Below are 15,191 nucleotides of genomic sequence, written 5' to 3'. Positions count from 1 at the left end.
CTCCCCATTGTCTATGACGAGGCTCAGTAATTCGACAGCGTCGCCCCGCACGACCACGTGGCCGCGGCAATCGCATCAAGCGCGTTGCGGTTGCCGAGCCCGGTGATCTGCGAACCATCCGGATTCTCGACCGGCACGAAGATGGCAAAGATCAACTCGGTACCGTCCTCGGCGGTCATCGTTCCGGCGAGGGCAAAGACCTGGTCGATCCAGCCTGTCTTCGCCTTGATCGCGCCTGCGGGAACCGTCCCGAGACGGTCCTTGAGCGTGCCGGTAAGGGAGTTCTCGGGCAGGAAGTCGATGAGGAAGCCGAGCCCGTCCGTGTCGGTGTGTATCGCCTCCACCAGCGAGACGATGAGGGATGCGCTCGCGCGATTGTCGCGCGACATCCCCGAGCCGTCGGCGCCCACGAAGGTCGAGGCGTCCAAACCGAGTTCCTCGAGCGAGGCGTCGGCCGCCGCATCCACCGCCTCGAACGTGTTGCCGGTGCCGCGTTCGATCGCCACGAGGCGCGCGAGTGCCTCGGCCACGACGTTGTCGCTATCGACGAGCACGTACTCGACGAGCTCCGAAACCGGCTGCGACCAGACCTCAGCGATCGGTTCTGAGCCGGGCTCGACGAAGACCGCGTCGTCGAGCGGCGCGCCGACCGCACTCGCGAAATCGGCCGCAGCATCTTGTGCCGGGCTGGTCGTGCGGGGCGAATACATATTGTTTGGGTCGGTGCGGCCGGCGTCGGTCATGAGCGCGGTGATCGGCGAGATATACCCGTCCGTGCGTTCCTTCTGCTCCCATGTTGGGTGCCACGGGTCGCCGCCGAACACCGAGGTGTCGTAGCCCACCGAGGTCGCCCCGCCCGCGGCCTCGACCGCGGCGGCAAGCTCGGCCAGCGACGCGGTCGCGCCCTCGTAATAGCTCGTCGCGGAAGACTTCAGCGTGACGTCCCCGCCGCCCACGATCACGACGCTCCCGGGCACGTTGCCCGGGTAGACGCGGGTGGGGATGCGATAGTCGGGCCCGAGCGTAACCAGCGCGCTCGTACTCGTGACGAGCTTCATGACCGAGGCCGTCGGATGCGTGCCCTCCGGATTCTCTTCGAACAGGACTTCGCCGGTCTGCGCATCCACGATGAGGCCGTGGAAGTCGAGCGCCGCCGGGGCCTCGGTCTCCGGGCGGATCGAGCAGGTGCGCACGGGTGCGCTGAGCGCCTGCTGCGGCTGCGTCGCCGCCGACAGCAGCTGGGCCGAATGGGGCTGAGCCGCATCGGCCGACGCAAGCGGGAACCAGTGGGTTGCCAACGCGGCGCCACCGGCACCAGCGGCGACCGCCAGCACGAGGGTCAGCAGGATGCTGAGGAGCGTGGTGGCCACGCCGCCGCGGCCCGCGCGAGCGGCCTGGCGCGCAGCGCGACGCGAGGTCGGCGCAGCGTCTCGCGACGCTTGCCGCCCGTCGACACCGCCACGCTCACGCCCGCGTCGTCCCACAACACTCCCCCGGGCAGCGCCCACGAATCGAGAATTCTTACGGCGCCAAGCTTACGTCTCGCCACCGACAAGCTCACTTCGCGGCGGCGCGCCCGGTGCCACGCTGCAGCCACGCGAGGCCGAATGCGAGCAGCATCGCGACGCCGTTGATGGCCGCCGAGACGAGGAACGCCCCCGAGTATCCTGAGCCGATGATCGGCATCACCGCAAGCGGGCCCGCGAGCTGCAGTGCGCTGTAGAGCGCCGTGAGCTTGGCCGGCTCGCCCTTGACGCCGAGGTTGATCATCCCGGTCGCGAGCATGACCGCCGCGATAAACGTGAAGCCGAACAGCGCCGCGGCGATCACTGTGGCAACGATTCCGCCGACGAGCACCGGCAGTAGGCCCGCGAGCACCTGCAGCACGAGGGTGAGCCCGAACGCGAGCGAGGGCGTCACGCGGTCCGCGATCTTCCGCCAGATCACCGTTGAGGGAGCCGCGACGAGCCCGGTCACCGCCCAGAACCATGGCCCGAGTCCCCCGCCGATCTCCTCATCCACCTGCACGACGAGGAAGGTGCCGAGGATGATGTACCCGGCTCCCAGCAGGCCGTAGCTCCAGAGCAAGAGCAGCCAGGATGCGCGCAGCCGCGGGCGCTTCGGCTCGAGCCTCGACGTGTCCAGCTCGTGCCCGCCACTTTCGGTCGAGGGCTCGGCAACGCGCAGGACGGGCTTCGGCGCCGGATTGAAGCGCCACGTGGCAGCCAGCGCAAGGATGAGGAAGCCGAACGCGACCCACCACTGGGTCTGCCAGGGCTGCTCGCCCGCGATGCCGCCGACCACCCCGGTAAACATCACGCCCGCGCCGAGCCCCGCGTACACAACCCCCGGGTCCACGCCCTCGTCGCGCCGCGACGCGACGGCCTGGGCCACCGATACGAAGATGAACGCGCTCGCGAGTCCGGCCAGGATGCGCGCCACGAACCAGACGGCGGTCGACGGCAGTGTCATGAGCGCCAACGTGATCGCGAGCAGCAAGAACGACGTGCGAAACGGCCAGGGCTGCTGCAGGCGCCGCCCGACGAGCATGATCAGGGCCCCGAGAAGGTAACCGAGATAGTTGGCCGAGGCGAGCAGCGCTCCCGTCTCCGCCTCGATTGCGCCCTGAGCCGTCATGGCCCCGAGCGCCGGGGTGTAGACAAAGCGGCCGACGCCCATGGCAGCGGCGAGCGCCACCGCTCCCTGCAATGAGGTCAGTCTGCCGCCGCGGTCGACACCATTCCCGCGTCCTTGCGATTCCGTCACGTCGCTAACCATATCGGTCGCGCGGCTGGCCGGATGACGGTTCAAGCGTCAGCGCGCGCTCACGCACATTACCTTTCAAGTTCGAGTTATTAGGCTGAAATAACAAGCCGCTACCAGGCAATATCGTCGGCGTAGCGACACACACTGAACCTCACGGAGGAGGACCTCATGGCCGGTCGAATCATCGTTGGAATCAATGGCTCCCAAGCGGACGAAAGTGCGGTTGCCTGGGCCGCTAAGTACGCGGCACGAGAAGGTGGATCACTCCTGATCTTCAGCGTGATCGATCCCTCACCCCGTGGTGTCAACGTCGAAGAAGTCGAGACGTGGGCAAACGACCTCCTCGCGACCCACGCCAAGGCCGCCCGCGAAATCGCGCCCGACCTCGAGCTCCGAACCGAGATCCAGCGCAGCCACAGCCTCCCCGAGAGCTTCGAGTTCATCTCGGAGAGCGCCGACCTCCTCGTCATCGGTAGCGACACCGACGGCTCGGGCAAGGGCTCGCGCAACCCCGGCAGTGTTCGCATCGCCGCAGTCAGCAAGGCGCCCGTCGTCGCGGTTCCCGCCGTGGACGTGACCGACCGCCGTGGCGTAGTCGTCGGCACCGACGGCTCCGACATCTCGGCGAAGGCGCTCGACTTCGCCGCGGCCGAGGCACACGCGTCGGGCGAGCCGCTCATCGCGGTGATCTCGTGGCAGAGCGACGTCGCATACGGATACGGCTACGGCTACGCGTTTGCCTACGTCGACGACTTCCAGAAGGCGATGCAGGAAAGCTGCGCGGATGAGCTGACCGAGGCGCTCAAGGACGTCGAGAAGAAGTACCCCGACCTGGAGATCCAGAAGGTCATCGTCGAGGGTCGTCCGGCGGATGCGCTGGCCGACCAGGCGAAGAAGGGCCGGCTTCTCGTCGTCGGTTCGCACGGTCGCGGCGCGTTCCGCCGACTCCTCCTCGGCTCGGTGAGCCACGAGCTGCTTCAGGAGATCTCGCTCCCGACGGCAATCGTCCGCTAACCCAACCCCGGCTCGGCGGCTGCCGCGCACAGTAGGATCGCGACCATGACCGATCTGAATGGCGCTGCAGCCGCCGATTCGCGCAACGGCAACGAACGAGGTGCCGAGGCAGGCACGCGTACCGCGTCCGAGGCGTCGCGCGAGCCATTGCCACGCCGCAAGCCCACCAATTTCATCGCAACGGTCGTAGCCCGGCCACTCTCCGCCGGGTTCGCCCTCACCATTGGCGGCCTGCTCGCAATTCTGCTCGCTCTCGCCATTTCTGATCTCTCATCAATCCTGATCTCGACGGCCCTCGCGCTCTTCATCGCGCTCGGCCTCGATCCCGTCGTGAAGATGATTCAGCGCTGGGGAGCCTCCCGACAGTGGGCCATTGTCATCGTGTCGGCGACCGTAGTGCTCGTCTTCCTGCTCATCGTCGGTCTTCTCGCCCCGGTGATCGCGGGTCAGATCGTGTCGTTCATCCGGGATCTGCCGAAAATCATCGCGGACTTCATGAACTCCCCAACCTACGCGTGGCTCACCGAGAACCTCGGCGACGGCATCACGTCGCTCGTGCAGCAGGTGCAGGATTTCGTGCTCAATCCAGGCACGCTCGCGACGATCGGTGGCGGCGTCTTACAGGTTGGCGCAGGAGTGATCGGCGGCGCCTCAACCGCAATCATCGTGTTCGTCCTGACGCTCTACTTCACCGCCTCGTTGGATGCGATGAAGCGCGGCTTCGTGCGCCTCACCCCCGCGTATAGCCGCGAGCGCGTGGCCGACCTCACCGAGCGCATTACCGACTCGGTCGGCGCCTACATCAAGGGCATGGTGATCCTCGCGTTCTTCAACGCGGTCATCACCGCAATTCTGTACACCGTCCTTGGGCTGCCATTCCCGCCGCTCATGGCGGTCGCCGCATTCTTCATCACGATCATTCCCCTCATCGGTACCGTCGCCTTCTGGGTGATCGGCACCGGTCTCGCGCTGTTCGCGGATCCCACCGGAGCGCTCATCTTCGCGATCGTCTACCTGATCTACATGCAGATCGAGGCCTACGTGCTAACCCCGCGGGTCATGAACCGCGCGATCTCCGTCCCCGGCTCGCTCGTGGTCATCGGCGCACTCGTCGGCGGCACGCTCCTCGGCTTCCTCGGGGCGCTCGTCGCGATCCCCGTCACCGCATCCATCCTGCTGATCATCAACGAGGTGGTCATCCCGCAACAGGATGCCAAGACCGAGCCCGAGTACGGCTAGCGGCCGCGGCTAAGCAGCAATGCAAATGATCCGGCCCGGATGCTCTGAAAGCATCCGGGCCGGATCATTTTTGTCGGAGCCGCCTACCAGAATCGAACTGGTGACCTATTCATTACGAGTGAATCGCTCTACCGACTGAGCTAAGGCGGCCTGCGCGTGCGAAGCATGCGACACGCAACTATAACGCATTTCCGGGGGCTCGTGCCAAATCGGTTACCCGAAGGCGAGCGCCGGCCGCGAGGCTAGCACTTGAGGCCGCCCGGCGGCACGTCACCTTCGATGAAGTAGCGGTCAACCGCGGTCACGACGCACGAGTCACCCTGGCTATAGGCGATGTGCCCCTCGCCCTCGAACTCGATCAGCACCGCCGATTCGAGTTGGTCGGCCACGGCGACGGCCCACTTGAACGGCGTCGCCGGGTCATTCGTCGTGGCGACCACGAGGACCGGGGGCGCCCCCACGCCCTGGACAGGCTGTTGGGCCTGGACGCGGGACTTGAACGGCCAGTTCTCGCACTGCAGGTCGCCGATCAGCATCTCTTGCTCACTGTATTCGCTCCCGAAGAGCGTGACCTCCGAGAGCCGCTGGTTGAAGTCGCGGATCGTGGCCTCGTCGGTCACGAGCGGGTAGTCGAGGCAGTTGATCGCGGGGAACGCCTCAAACATGTTCGAGTCGTAGCTGCCGTCCGGCATGCGCCCGTAGTAAGAATCCGAGAGTGCGAAGAACACCGCGGAATTTTGTTCCTGCATCCAGGCGGAGAACGCCTGGGTGAGGTAGGGCCAGCTGTCCTCCGAGTACATCGTCGCCGTAATCGCGGAGTTGATCACGCCCGACGTCAGCACCCGTCCGTCCGCGGCGACCGGCAGCGTCTCGTCGACGTTATCCATCATCGCCTGGATGTCCGCGATCGCGCCTTCAGTACCCGCGTTCGGGTCGAACGGGCACGCCTCCGAAGTAAAGCAGTCCTCGAGGTACGCGAGCGTCGCATCCGCAAACTTCTCTTGCTGGTCGATGATCACGTCGAACACTGGCACGGTCGGGTCGGTCGCGCCGTCCAGCACGATTCGGCCGACCCGGTCGGGGAAGCGATCAATGTATTGCGCCCCGATGTCGGTGCCGTAGGACAACCCAAAGTAGTTCAGCGCCGAATCGCCTACGATGGCGCGCAGCATGTCGAGGTCGTTGACCGTCGACTGTGTGTCAACGTACTCGAGCAGGGGTCCGGTCTTCTCGAGGCAGTCGGCGCCGAACTGGATGGCCTGCTGACGCGACCACTCGAAGGATTCCGATTCGCTCATGGACGCGGCGTTCTCGGGCACACCGTAGATGTACTCGTCCATCCCCGCGTCGTCGCGGCATTCGACCGCGCTCGAGTGCCCAACGCCGCGCGGATCCCAGCCGACGATGTCGTAGTTCTCGCGAAGCGCATCCGAGAAGAAGTAGCTGCCGGACAGCGCGACGAAGTCGACGCCGCTCGCCCCCGGGCCGCCGGGGTTCGTGAAGAGCGAACCCTTCGATTCGCCCTCCGCGGGGAGGCGAACGAGTGCGAGTTCAATCGGCTCGTGCGCTTCTGGCGTACCCCAGTTCATTGGTGCCAAAACAGTGGCGCATTCGACGTCGGCGCCCGCACCGTAATCCTCAGGGCAGGGCCCCCACTCTACGGATTGTTCATAGAGCTCGACAAGCGCCGGGTCGAGGCCACCGTCATACAGATTGCCCTCGCCCTGTGCTTCCCCGCGTTCGTTCTCGCCGAGAGGTGCATCACTCTGCCCGGGGCTCGTCGGTGCGCTGAGCTCCTGGATCATGACGCAGCCGCTGAGTGCCATCATCGCCGCCGTGGCCATCGCCCCTGCGGCCAGCACTCGGGCACGCCCTCGCCGGGTACGAACGGTCATCGGGGTCCTCCATCCGGCCCTCAGGCCTGTGTTTGTCTCGCGACGTAGCCAACCAGCAGGCCCTCCAACGCGAGGGTTGGCGGGACATTCGCGGCGAGCCGTTCGCGCACGAGGCTGATGCTCTCAATGCTAGCCATCGTCGACGACGGCTGACCTGAGCGGGCGGCAGATTCAATTTCAGGCCGCCGCGTCTCGTTCACAAGGCGTACCCCGGCATCCAACTGCAGCATGAGCGTGTCACGCCACAGCGACTGCACGTCGGTCAGGATGCGGTCCACGCCATCGAGCGTGGCTCGCTTGGCGCGCCGCTTCTGGTTCTCCTCGAGCTCGCGAAACACCCCGCGCAGCTGTCGGGGGATGGTCTGGTTCGGATCCAGCCCGAGCGAGCGGAAGGTCTCCTGCCGCTCCTTCTCGTCGCGGTCCTCGGCAGCTGCTTTCCCGTCCTCGTCCGCGATCGCGACCCACTCGGCGGCCTTGCGCACCGCATCCCCCACCGTGCGGAGCCCGAGCACGCCGTTCAGCGCGCGGTCGCGGCGCTCCCACGCGGCCGGCGTCGTGACAAGCCGAGCGGCCATCCCGACGTGGCTCTGCGACTCGGCGGCGGCCCGCAGCGCGACCTCTTCCGTGACAGCGTGTCGGCGCACGAGCAGCGCCGCGACGTCCTCGACCGCCGGACTATGGAGGCCGATGGTGCGCACGCGCGAGCGAATCGTTGGCAAGAGGTCGGTCACGCTCGGGGCGCACAGCACCCACACCGTGGTCGGTTCGGGCTCCTCGATTGCCTTAAGCAGGGTGTTGGAGGTGCGTTCCATCATGCGGTCGGCGTCTTCGACCACGATGACTCGGTAGTTCGAGTTCATCGGGGATCGCGATGCGCGGGCCACGAGTTCGCGCGCGGTGTCGATCGTGATGATCAGCGTCTCGGTGACCACGGCCGTGAGGTCGGGGTGCGAGCGCTGCCGCACCTGGATGCAAGAATCGCACGTCCCACAGCCCCCGTTCGGGCACAGCAACGCGGCCGCAAACGCGTAGGCGGCCGTCGAGCGGCCCGAACCCGGAGGCCCTGTGATTAGCCAAGAGTTGGTGAAAGCCTGCTGATCTTCACTCCCCCGAACGGAGCCGCGCACGGCGCGCTGAAGCGTTTCGACCGCTTGCGGCTGGCCGACGACCTCATTCCACACGCTCACGCGCTGGCCTGTCCGGGATGCGCGGCCGCGAGCGCCGCATCGACCCGGGCACGCACCTGCGCGGCGATGACCTCGGGCGCGAGCGTCGCATCCACCACGAGAAAGCGCTGCGGCTCAGCCTCGGCGAGCGCGAGGAATGTCGCGCGCACGCGTTCGTGGAACTCGCGCCCCTCCGCCTCGAGTCGATCGAGGCCGCCGCGCTGCGCCGTCACGCGCGCACGGCCCTCCACCGGATCGATGTCGAGGAGCACCGTGATGTCCGGGAGGACCCCGTCAGTTGCCCAGAGCGAGAGGTCGCGGATCTCGTCGGCGCCGAGATCGCGACCCGAACCCTGATACGCGACCGAAGAGTCAAGGTAGCGGTCCTGCAACACAATTTCACCGCGCTCGAGCGCGGGGCGCACCCGCGTGGCGATGTTGTTGGCGCGATCGGCGGCGTAGATAAGCGCCTCGGCGCGCGGAACGATCTCGTTCTTGCTGTGCAGCACGGCCTCCCGCAGCGCGAGGCCGAGCTCCGTGCCGCCAGGCTCGCGCGTGTGCAGCACCTCGAGGCCGCGACCCCGCAGGTATTCGGTGAGGAGGGCGACCTGGGTGGATTTTCCCGCCCCGTCACCGCCCTCGAACGTGATGAATAGCCCGCGTGTGGTCACCGTGCCGATTAGCTTTCCTCAGTCTCTGCGGCGTTGGCCGCGGTGGTCTTTGCGGCTGTAGTGCGCGCGGCCGTGGTCTTCGCCGCCGTCGTGCGCGCGGCCGGTTTCTTGGCCGCCGTGGTGGTCTTCTTCGCCGTGGTCGTCTTCGCCGTGCTTGTCTTCTTCGCTGCGGGCTTCTTGGCTGCGGGCTTCTTGGCGGTGGTCGTGCGCTTCTTCGCCGGGCCCTTCGCGCGCTTCTCCGCGATCATTTCCACCGCACGCGCGAACGTGATGGTCATCGGGTCGGTCCCGCGCGGCACGGTGACGTTCGTCTCGCCGTCCGTGACGTACGGACCGAAGCGGCCGTCCTTAAGCTTGACGGGCTTCTCCGACACCGGATCGGCCTCACCGAAGTCGAGCAACACGCTCTTCGACTGCTGGCCGCGGTACTTCGGCTGGGAGAACAACTCAATCGCGCCCGGCATATCGATCGTGAAGATCGAGTCTTCGTCCGGCAGAGTGCGCGTCTCAGTACCCTTCTTCAGGTAGGGACCGTAGCGGCCGTTCTGCGCGGTGACTTCCTTGCCCGTCTCCTCCTCGACGCCCACGACGCGGGGCAGCGAGAGAAGCTTCATCGCGTCATCGAACGTGACGGTCTCAGGCAGCATCGACTTGAACAGGGATGCGGTGCGCGGCTTGGGTGCCGCGGCCTTGCGCTTCGGCTTCGCGTCGCCCGTCGGTTCGGGTTCCGGCAGCACCTCGGACACGTACGGTCCGAACCGGCCGTCCTTCACGACGATGTCGTGACCGGTCTCCGGGTCCTGCCCCAACACGCGGTCTGTCACGACCGGCGCGTCAATGAGCTCCTGCACCTTCTCGGGCGTGAGCTCGTCCGGCGCGAGTTCCTCCGGGATGTTGATCCGGCGCGGGGTTGCGTCCTCCGCCGCATTCGGGTCGACGACCTCGATGTACGGACCGTAGCGGCCAATGCGCAGGGTCGCGGTGTCGGTGAGCTTCGTCGAGTTGATCGCACGCGCATCAATCTCGCCGAGGTTGTCGATGACCTTCCGCAGGCCCGGGTGATCGTCGCTGCCGAAGTAGAACTCGCCGAGCCACTCGGTGCGGTCCTGCTCGCCGGACGCAATGTGGTCGAGGTCCGACTCCATCTGTGCGGTGAAGTCATACTCCACGAGCTCCTGGAAGTGCTCCTCGAGCAGCCGCACGACGCTGAACGCCGTCCAGCCCGGCACGAGCGCGTTGCCGCGCTTCTTCGCGTACCCGCGGTCCATGATCGTCGCGATGATGGATGCGTACGTCGACGGGCGGCCGATGCCGAGTTCGTCGAGCACCTTCACGAGGCTCGCCTCGGTGTAGCGCGGCGGCGGGCTCGTCTCGTGCGACTTCGCCTCGGCTCCCTCGACGGCGACCAGCTCGCCTTCCTTGAGCGGAGGCAGCTTTGCTTCCTTGCCATCCGCGTTGCCCTCGCGGGTCTCGTCGCGGCCCTCTTCGTAGGCGGCGAGGAACCCGCGGAACGTGATGACGGTACCCGAGACCTGGTATTCGCTCGTCGTCGGGCTGACCGTGCCCGCACTGTCCGGCAGGTCGACGGCCGAGCCGTTCAGGGTCACGGTCGCGGTCTGCCCCTTAGCGTCCGCCATCTGGGATGCGACCGTGCGCTTCCAGATGAGGTCGTAAAGCTTGCGCTCCTGATCGCCAACGCCGACGAGGTCACGCGGACGCGTGAATTCGCTACCCGCCGGGCGGATCGCCTCGTGCGCCTCCTGCGCGTTCTTCGCGTTCTTGCCGTAGTAGCGCGGCTTGTCGGGAATCGAGTCGGCGCCGTACAGCTCGCTCGCCTGCTTGCGCGCGGCGCTAATCGCCTGCGTCGAGAGGTTCGACGAGTCGGTACGCATATAGGTGATGTGGCCGTTCTCGTACAGGGACTGCGCGACCGACATCGTCTGACGGGCCGAGAAGTGCAGCTTGCGCGAGGCCTCCTGCTGCAGCGTCGAGGTCGTGAACGGTGCCGCCGGGCGGCGCGTATACGGCTTCGACTCGACCGAAGCGACGGTGACCTTGACCTCGCCAGTCTTGAGCGCATCCTCGAGCGTCGTCGCTGCAGGCTCGAGGAGCACGAGCGCGTCATTCTTCAGCTTGCCGTTGTCGTCGAAGTCCCGGCCGGTCGCGATCCGCTGCCCGCCAAGCTTCGTGAGGCGCACCCCGAAGCCCTGACCCGCGGCGCTGAGGTCCGCATCCACGCCCCAATAGGTCGCGGCGACGAACGAGAGGCGCTCGCGCTCGCGGTCGACGATGAGTCGGGTCGCGGCAGACTGCACGCGGCCGGCAGACAGGCCCGGGCCAACCTTGCGCCAGAGCACCGGCGAAATCTCGTAGCCGTAAAGGCGGTCGAGGATGCGGCGGGTCTCCTGGGCGTCGACGAGGTGCTCGTCGAGGTCGCGGGTCTTGCCCTTGGCCTCTTCGATCGCCTCCTGGGTGATCTCGTGGAAGACCATGCGCTTGACTGGCACCTTGGGCTTCAGCACCTCCATGAGGTGCCACGCAATGGCCTCTCCCTCGCGGTCTTCATCGGTTGCGAGGATGAGTTCGTCCGCGTCTTTGAGCGCCCGCTTGAGATCGGTGACCGTCTTTTTCTTCGCATCCGAGACCGCGTAATACGGCTGGAAGCCGTTTTCGACGTCGACGGAGAACTTCCCGAGCGAGCCGTGCTTCTGTTCGGCGGGAAGATTCTTCGGCTCGATGAGGTCTCGGACGTGACCGACCGAAGCCATCACGGTGTAGCCATCACCAAGGTATTTCGAGATGCTCTTGACCTTGGTGGGAGACTCAACGATTACGAGTGAGTTCGACAAATTGCGTTCCTCAAGTGGGTGTGGCGGTACCTCTTTTATATATCGGGGGAAGATACGAGGCAGAGATTCAGCACTGAACGAATTGCGACAGCGCGTACCTGGGCACCATACAACACGATTCCAGAGAGGCGGGACGATTTTCGTCGGTCGATGCGCAGATCTGCTGCTGGGAAGTGGCCAATTGTGGGGCTTGGTTTAACGTTTGTTCTCCCGCCATTTCCCGCCTCGGTTACGAACCGGCGCGCACCCGGCGACGCACGCACTATCGCGGCAACCCTGCCAGTGCGGATGCGCTGATCGCGAACCAGCCAAGGTCGGTACTGACGGTCACGAGGCTCTCGGTTCGGGTTGTCTCGCAGCTGCCGAGCGCTGCGCCATGGAGTGCGGCCGCCTCCGCGGCCCGCGCGCACGGGTCACCCGGAATTCGGTACGACGCAGTGTCTGCGGCCGCGAGCGCCGCCGCATCCGCCGCCACCGAGGCCTGAGTGTGCGCCGCGAACGCGCCGAGGACGGCGAGCAGGGCGACCGCGATCGACACCGTTGCGCCGATGATCGCGAGGGCGAGCACCGAGCCGCTGCCGGCGTCGTTGTTGAACCTCGCGAGGGCTTTTGCGATGCCCATGTTTGTCTCCTTGCGAGTAGTTTCGGCTCCCGAGTATGCCGAAGGCCGTATCGTGGGCCCGCTTCGATACGCCGCTGCGCGGCTACTCACCGAGCTAGCGGGTGTCGCGCAGCGCGCAGGATGTTCCCTCGGCGCTGACCGAGACGGTGATCCCCGCGATCGTGATCGGCGCGCTCACCCGCGCGCAACGAAACTCCCCTGAGTCCCAGGTGTCGACACTCGCACCGCTGCCCGCGATCGACAACGCCGAGTCCGGCGCATCCCCACGGGCGGACAGACGCGCCGCCTCACCGGCCGCATCCTGCACCCGGACGTACGCGCTCGCGCTCACGACCGCGCCGACGCACAGCGTGAGCACGAGCACGACGGCGGGGATGGCGACCGCAAACTCGGCGGCGGCTCCACCGCGCTCAGAGCGCGCCCGCCATACCCACCGCGGGATCATACGGTGAACGCGCCGACGACGAGGTCTTCGATGATCGAGCTGACCGCGCCCGACTGCACGACCACAACGAGCACGCCCGCAAGCGCCACCGCCGCCATGATGACGATCGCATACTCGGCGGTCTCGGCGCCCTCGTCATCGTGAGTGATTCGGCTAATCATTCGGCGTGCACGGGATTGGATGCCGGCAAGTACGGTTCCTGGGTTTCGGTCCATGAGTTGGTCCTTTCGTGGGTTGGTCGCACGGCACGCTGTGTGGGCTCGGAAGCTAGAAGAGCACTCGTCCGAGCACGGCAATTACGATCGGGGCCACCCCGAGCGCGAGAAAAGCGGGGAGGATGCACACCCCAAGCGGAAGCATGAGCCCTACCTCAAGCTGGGCAGCGGCTTTGGCCGCCTGAGTCCGCGCGCGACGCCGCTCCAGGGTTGCTTCGGAACGAAGGAGGTCGGCCGCAGGAACCCCCGCCCGCATCGCGAGGTCGAGGACGGGACCCGCGCGTTCGACGCCCGATGGTTCGAGACGCCAGCCGCGCAGCGTATCGCCGACCATCGCGCGCACGCCCTTGGCTGGGCTCCCGCCAAGCATCCCCATCGCGACGAGGTCGAGCCCGAATCCTGGCGTCGCAGGCCTCGACGTCGCCGACTTCACAAGGCGACGGTTCCACCACCAGCCCGCGGCGAGCAACGTGCCGCCGATCGCCAGCAGCGCCCAGCCGATTGGTCCGCCGAAAAGGACGCCGAGCGGATCGAAGCCCAGCACCGCGCCGAGGATGAGGCCGACGAGCGGCAGCGCAAGCACGACCCGACTCGTCGCCTGCGGAGCAGCGAGCGCGATGGCGACCTCACGCTCTGACTGCCCGATATCGCGAAATCCCGCGGCGAGCTCGCGCAAGGCTGGCCCGAGCGGCGCACCGGTGGCCTCGGCGAGCCGCCAGGTGGCCCCGAGCGCGCGCCATGCGGCGTTCGGATGCACGCGCAGCAGCTCGGCGGCATCGGCACCTGCGCGGACCTCGCGCGCGATCTGGGTTTCCACCGACTCCGGGGGCGCCGATTGTCGTCGACGCCGGAACCAAGATCGTGGGCCCCGACTGGGCCGGTTGCCATCGCCATCGCCATCGGCCGTTGAAAATTCCGCGAGCTGATTCCATGCGTTCCCCGGCGCCCCGCCGCCAGCGAGCAGTGCGGCGAGCCGCTCCACTACCGCGGCGGCGTCTTCGGCGGGATAGGTGTCGCGGGCGCTCACGCGCGTTCCAGTTTCGTTCCGCTGCGCACGCTCGTGATCCGCAGCCGCCCGGCGTCATCGAGCCAAAACTCTCCCATATCGACGAGTTGGCGCACGCCTTTATGCCGCTCGACGTGCATCACGAGGTCGATCGCCGAGACCGTCTGCCTTGCGATGGCCCCCGCCGACATATCGGCCAGCGCGCCGAGCGCTTCGAGCCGGGCAGGCACGTCGTTCAATGAATTGGCGTGGAGCGTGCCCGCCCCGCCGTCGTGTCCCGTGTTGAGCGCCGCGAGGAGCTCACGCAGCTCGGCGCCACGGCATTCCCCGAGCACGAGCCGGTCGGGCCGCATGCGCAGCGACTCGCGCACGAGCCGGGCCAGCGGCACCTCGCCCGCGCCCTCGACATTGGCCTGCCTCGCCTCGAGCGAGACGACGTGCGGATGCGCGATCCGCAACTCAGCGACATCCTCGATGACGACGAGCCGCTCATCCCTCGCGGCCTCCCCGAGCAGCGCGCCGAGGAGCGTGGTCTTGCCCGATCCACCCGCGCCGGTGATGAGCAGGTTGGCGCGATCCGTAAGTGCGCGGCGCACGACCTCGTCGGCCCCGGGATAGAAGAACCCCGCGGTGCGGAGTTCCTCGAACGTGATCCGCATCGTTCGCGGCGCCCGAATCGACAGCAGCGTCCCACTCGTCGAGATCGGAGGCAGCACGGCGTGGGCCCGAATCCCGTCACCGATGCGCACATCCACCGCCGGCGAAGCCTCATCGATGTGTCTTCCGCCAGCCGCGATAATCCGCACCGCGAGTTCCCGCAGCGCGCGCTCCCCCGGCGCCCGCCACGACCGATCCTGCTCAAGCCCGTTGCCGCGATCCACCCACAGTCCCGCCATCCCATTCACAAAAATATCGGTCACCTCGCCATCGGCGATGAACCCCGCGAGCGGGCCGAAGGCCTCCGCCTCACCCCGCGTGAGTTCGCGCCGCTGCCGACGCGAGTCATCCCGCCCCGGGATGGGCACGAGGTCGACCGCCGCCGGACGCTCGCTGGTCGGCCGCACGACGAATCGTTCACGCGTGCCGGTCCCGGTCCTCGATGCTTCTTCGGTGTACATGCGGGCAACCGTATGCGCTCACAAGACTCACCGCTCGGCGCACCAATACCGCTGTGGAAAAGCCGCCTTTCACAGCGAGAACCTGCGCCAGAAAGCAGGTTTCCTCGACGAATAAATGAGCGCCGCATCCGGCAACCTTCGGCTTCGCTGTTGGCTTCCCGAGGAATAAATGAATGTTCCCGATC

14 protein-coding genes and 1 tRNA gene are annotated in these 15,191 nt (G+C 66.8%); 2 read left to right on the top strand and 13 right to left on the bottom strand.

Annotation, left to right across the window (positions count from 1 at the left end; all coding sequences use genetic code 11):
- Positions 1-23: 23 nt before the first annotated feature.
- Genes GMOLON4_RS14220 through GMOLON4_RS14210 form a run of 3 tightly spaced genes read right to left on the bottom strand, consistent with a single transcriptional unit; the run spans position 24 to position 2,766 of the window.
- Entirely contained in the window at positions 24-1,370 is a 1,347-nt protein-coding gene (locus tag GMOLON4_RS14220) for a D-alanyl-D-alanine carboxypeptidase/D-alanyl-D-alanine-endopeptidase (RefSeq protein WP_169516533.1), read from the bottom strand.
- Positions 1,340-1,549, bottom strand: a complete 210-nt coding sequence (locus GMOLON4_RS14215; RefSeq protein WP_169516532.1) for a hypothetical protein — start codon at positions 1,547-1,549, stop codon at positions 1,340-1,342. The genes GMOLON4_RS14220 and GMOLON4_RS14215 overlap by 31 nt, the downstream gene beginning before the upstream one ends.
- Before the next feature lie 8 nt (positions 1,550-1,557).
- Complete coding sequence (locus tag GMOLON4_RS14210; RefSeq protein WP_169516531.1) at positions 1,558-2,766, bottom strand: YbfB/YjiJ family MFS transporter; 1,209 nt, start codon at positions 2,764-2,766, stop codon at positions 1,558-1,560.
- 168 nt (positions 2,767-2,934) lie between these two features.
- Here GMOLON4_RS14210 and GMOLON4_RS14205 point away from each other — a divergent pair, with 168 nt between their 5' ends.
- Both GMOLON4_RS14205 and GMOLON4_RS14200 read left to right on the top strand, forming a co-directional pair.
- Positions 2,935-3,780, top strand: coding sequence for a universal stress protein (locus GMOLON4_RS14205; RefSeq protein WP_051267203.1), 846 nt, complete (start codon positions 2,935-2,937; stop codon positions 3,778-3,780).
- Between the two features lie 45 nt (positions 3,781-3,825).
- Positions 3,826-5,019 (top strand): AI-2E family transporter, encoded by a 1,194-nt coding sequence (locus GMOLON4_RS14200; RefSeq protein WP_084147621.1) that lies wholly within the window; start codon positions 3,826-3,828, stop codon positions 5,017-5,019.
- Positions 5,020-5,096: 77 nt separating this feature from the next.
- On the opposite strand, the gene GMOLON4_RS14195 is transcribed toward GMOLON4_RS14200, so the two are convergent.
- The 10 genes from GMOLON4_RS14195 to GMOLON4_RS14150 form a co-directional block, all read right to left on the bottom strand.
- Positions 5,097-5,169 (bottom strand) — tRNA-Thr (locus GMOLON4_RS14195).
- A 92-nt stretch (positions 5,170-5,261) separates the two neighbouring features.
- Positions 5,262-6,914: an alpha/beta hydrolase gene (locus GMOLON4_RS14190; RefSeq protein WP_026937570.1), complete on the bottom strand. Its 1,653-nt coding sequence runs from the start codon at positions 6,912-6,914 to the stop codon at positions 5,262-5,264.
- Between the two features lie 20 nt (positions 6,915-6,934).
- Positions 6,935-8,101, bottom strand: coding sequence for a DNA polymerase III subunit delta' (locus GMOLON4_RS14185; RefSeq protein ID WP_026937569.1), 1,167 nt, complete (start codon positions 8,099-8,101; stop codon positions 6,935-6,937).
- The gene (gene tmk, locus GMOLON4_RS14180; RefSeq protein ID WP_106486682.1) at positions 8,098-8,760 is read right to left on the bottom strand and encodes a dTMP kinase; all 663 of its coding nucleotides are present in this window, start codon (positions 8,758-8,760) and stop codon (positions 8,098-8,100) included. The genes GMOLON4_RS14185 and tmk overlap by 4 nt, the downstream gene beginning before the upstream one ends.
- Complete coding sequence (gene topA / locus GMOLON4_RS14175; protein WP_026937567.1) at positions 8,760-11,600, bottom strand: type I DNA topoisomerase; 2,841 nt, start codon at positions 11,598-11,600, stop codon at positions 8,760-8,762. Before topA ends, tmk begins: the two co-directional genes overlap by 1 nt.
- Before the next feature lie 262 nt (positions 11,601-11,862).
- Complete coding sequence (locus tag GMOLON4_RS14170) at positions 11,863-12,222, bottom strand: Rv3654c family TadE-like protein (protein ID WP_051267198.1); 360 nt, start codon at positions 12,220-12,222, stop codon at positions 11,863-11,865.
- Positions 12,223-12,316: 94 nt separating this feature from the next.
- On the bottom strand, positions 12,317-12,667 hold the full coding sequence (locus GMOLON4_RS16340; protein WP_026937566.1) for a TadE family protein: 351 nt from the start codon (positions 12,665-12,667) through the stop codon (positions 12,317-12,319).
- Positions 12,664-12,882, bottom strand: a complete 219-nt coding sequence (locus GMOLON4_RS14160) for a DUF4244 domain-containing protein (RefSeq protein WP_035733443.1) — start codon at positions 12,880-12,882, stop codon at positions 12,664-12,666. Before GMOLON4_RS14160 ends, GMOLON4_RS16340 begins: the two co-directional genes overlap by 4 nt.
- A 52-nt stretch (positions 12,883-12,934) precedes the next feature.
- Positions 12,935-13,909, bottom strand: a complete 975-nt coding sequence (locus GMOLON4_RS14155; RefSeq protein ID WP_035733440.1) for a type II secretion system F family protein — start codon at positions 13,907-13,909, stop codon at positions 12,935-12,937.
- Positions 13,906-15,006 carry a TadA family conjugal transfer-associated ATPase gene (locus GMOLON4_RS14150; protein WP_084147620.1) on the bottom strand — a complete coding sequence of 367 codons (1,101 nt, stop codon included), beginning with the start codon at positions 15,004-15,006 and terminating at the stop codon, positions 13,906-13,908. The genes GMOLON4_RS14155 and GMOLON4_RS14150 overlap by 4 nt, the downstream gene beginning before the upstream one ends.
- Positions 15,007-15,191: the final 185 nt, after the last annotated feature.

It is taken from the genome of Gulosibacter molinativorax, from assembly GCF_003010915.2.
Taxonomy (GTDB): domain Bacteria; phylum Actinomycetota; class Actinomycetes; order Actinomycetales; family Microbacteriaceae; genus Gulosibacter; species Gulosibacter molinativorax.
This window is presented reverse-complemented; position numbering and strand designations above follow the sequence as displayed.

Bases quoted from the DNA above. Each gene is read 5' to 3' on its own strand.
- GMOLON4_RS14205 (WP_051267203.1), top strand. From the start codon at position 2,935: ATGGCCGGTCGAATCATCGTTGGAATCAATGGCTCCCAAGCGGACGAA.
- GMOLON4_RS14200 (WP_084147621.1), top strand. From the start codon at position 3,826: ATGACCGATCTGAATGGCGCTGCAGCCGCCGATTCGCGCAACGGCAAC.
- GMOLON4_RS14190 (WP_026937570.1), bottom strand. From the start codon at position 6,914: ATGACCGTTCGTACCCGGCGAGGGCGTGCCCGAGTGCTGGCCGCAGGG.
- GMOLON4_RS14170 (WP_051267198.1), bottom strand. From the start codon at position 12,222: ATGGGCATCGCAAAAGCCCTCGCGAGGTTCAACAACGACGCCGGCAGC.
- GMOLON4_RS16340 (WP_026937566.1), bottom strand. From the start codon at position 12,667: ATGATCCCGCGGTGGGTATGGCGGGCGCGCTCTGAGCGCGGTGGAGCC.
- GMOLON4_RS14160 (WP_035733443.1), bottom strand. From the start codon at position 12,882: ATGGACCGAAACCCAGGAACCGTACTTGCCGGCATCCAATCCCGTGCA.
- GMOLON4_RS14150 (WP_084147620.1), bottom strand. From the start codon at position 15,006: ATGTACACCGAAGAAGCATCGAGGACCGGGACCGGCACGCGTGAACGA.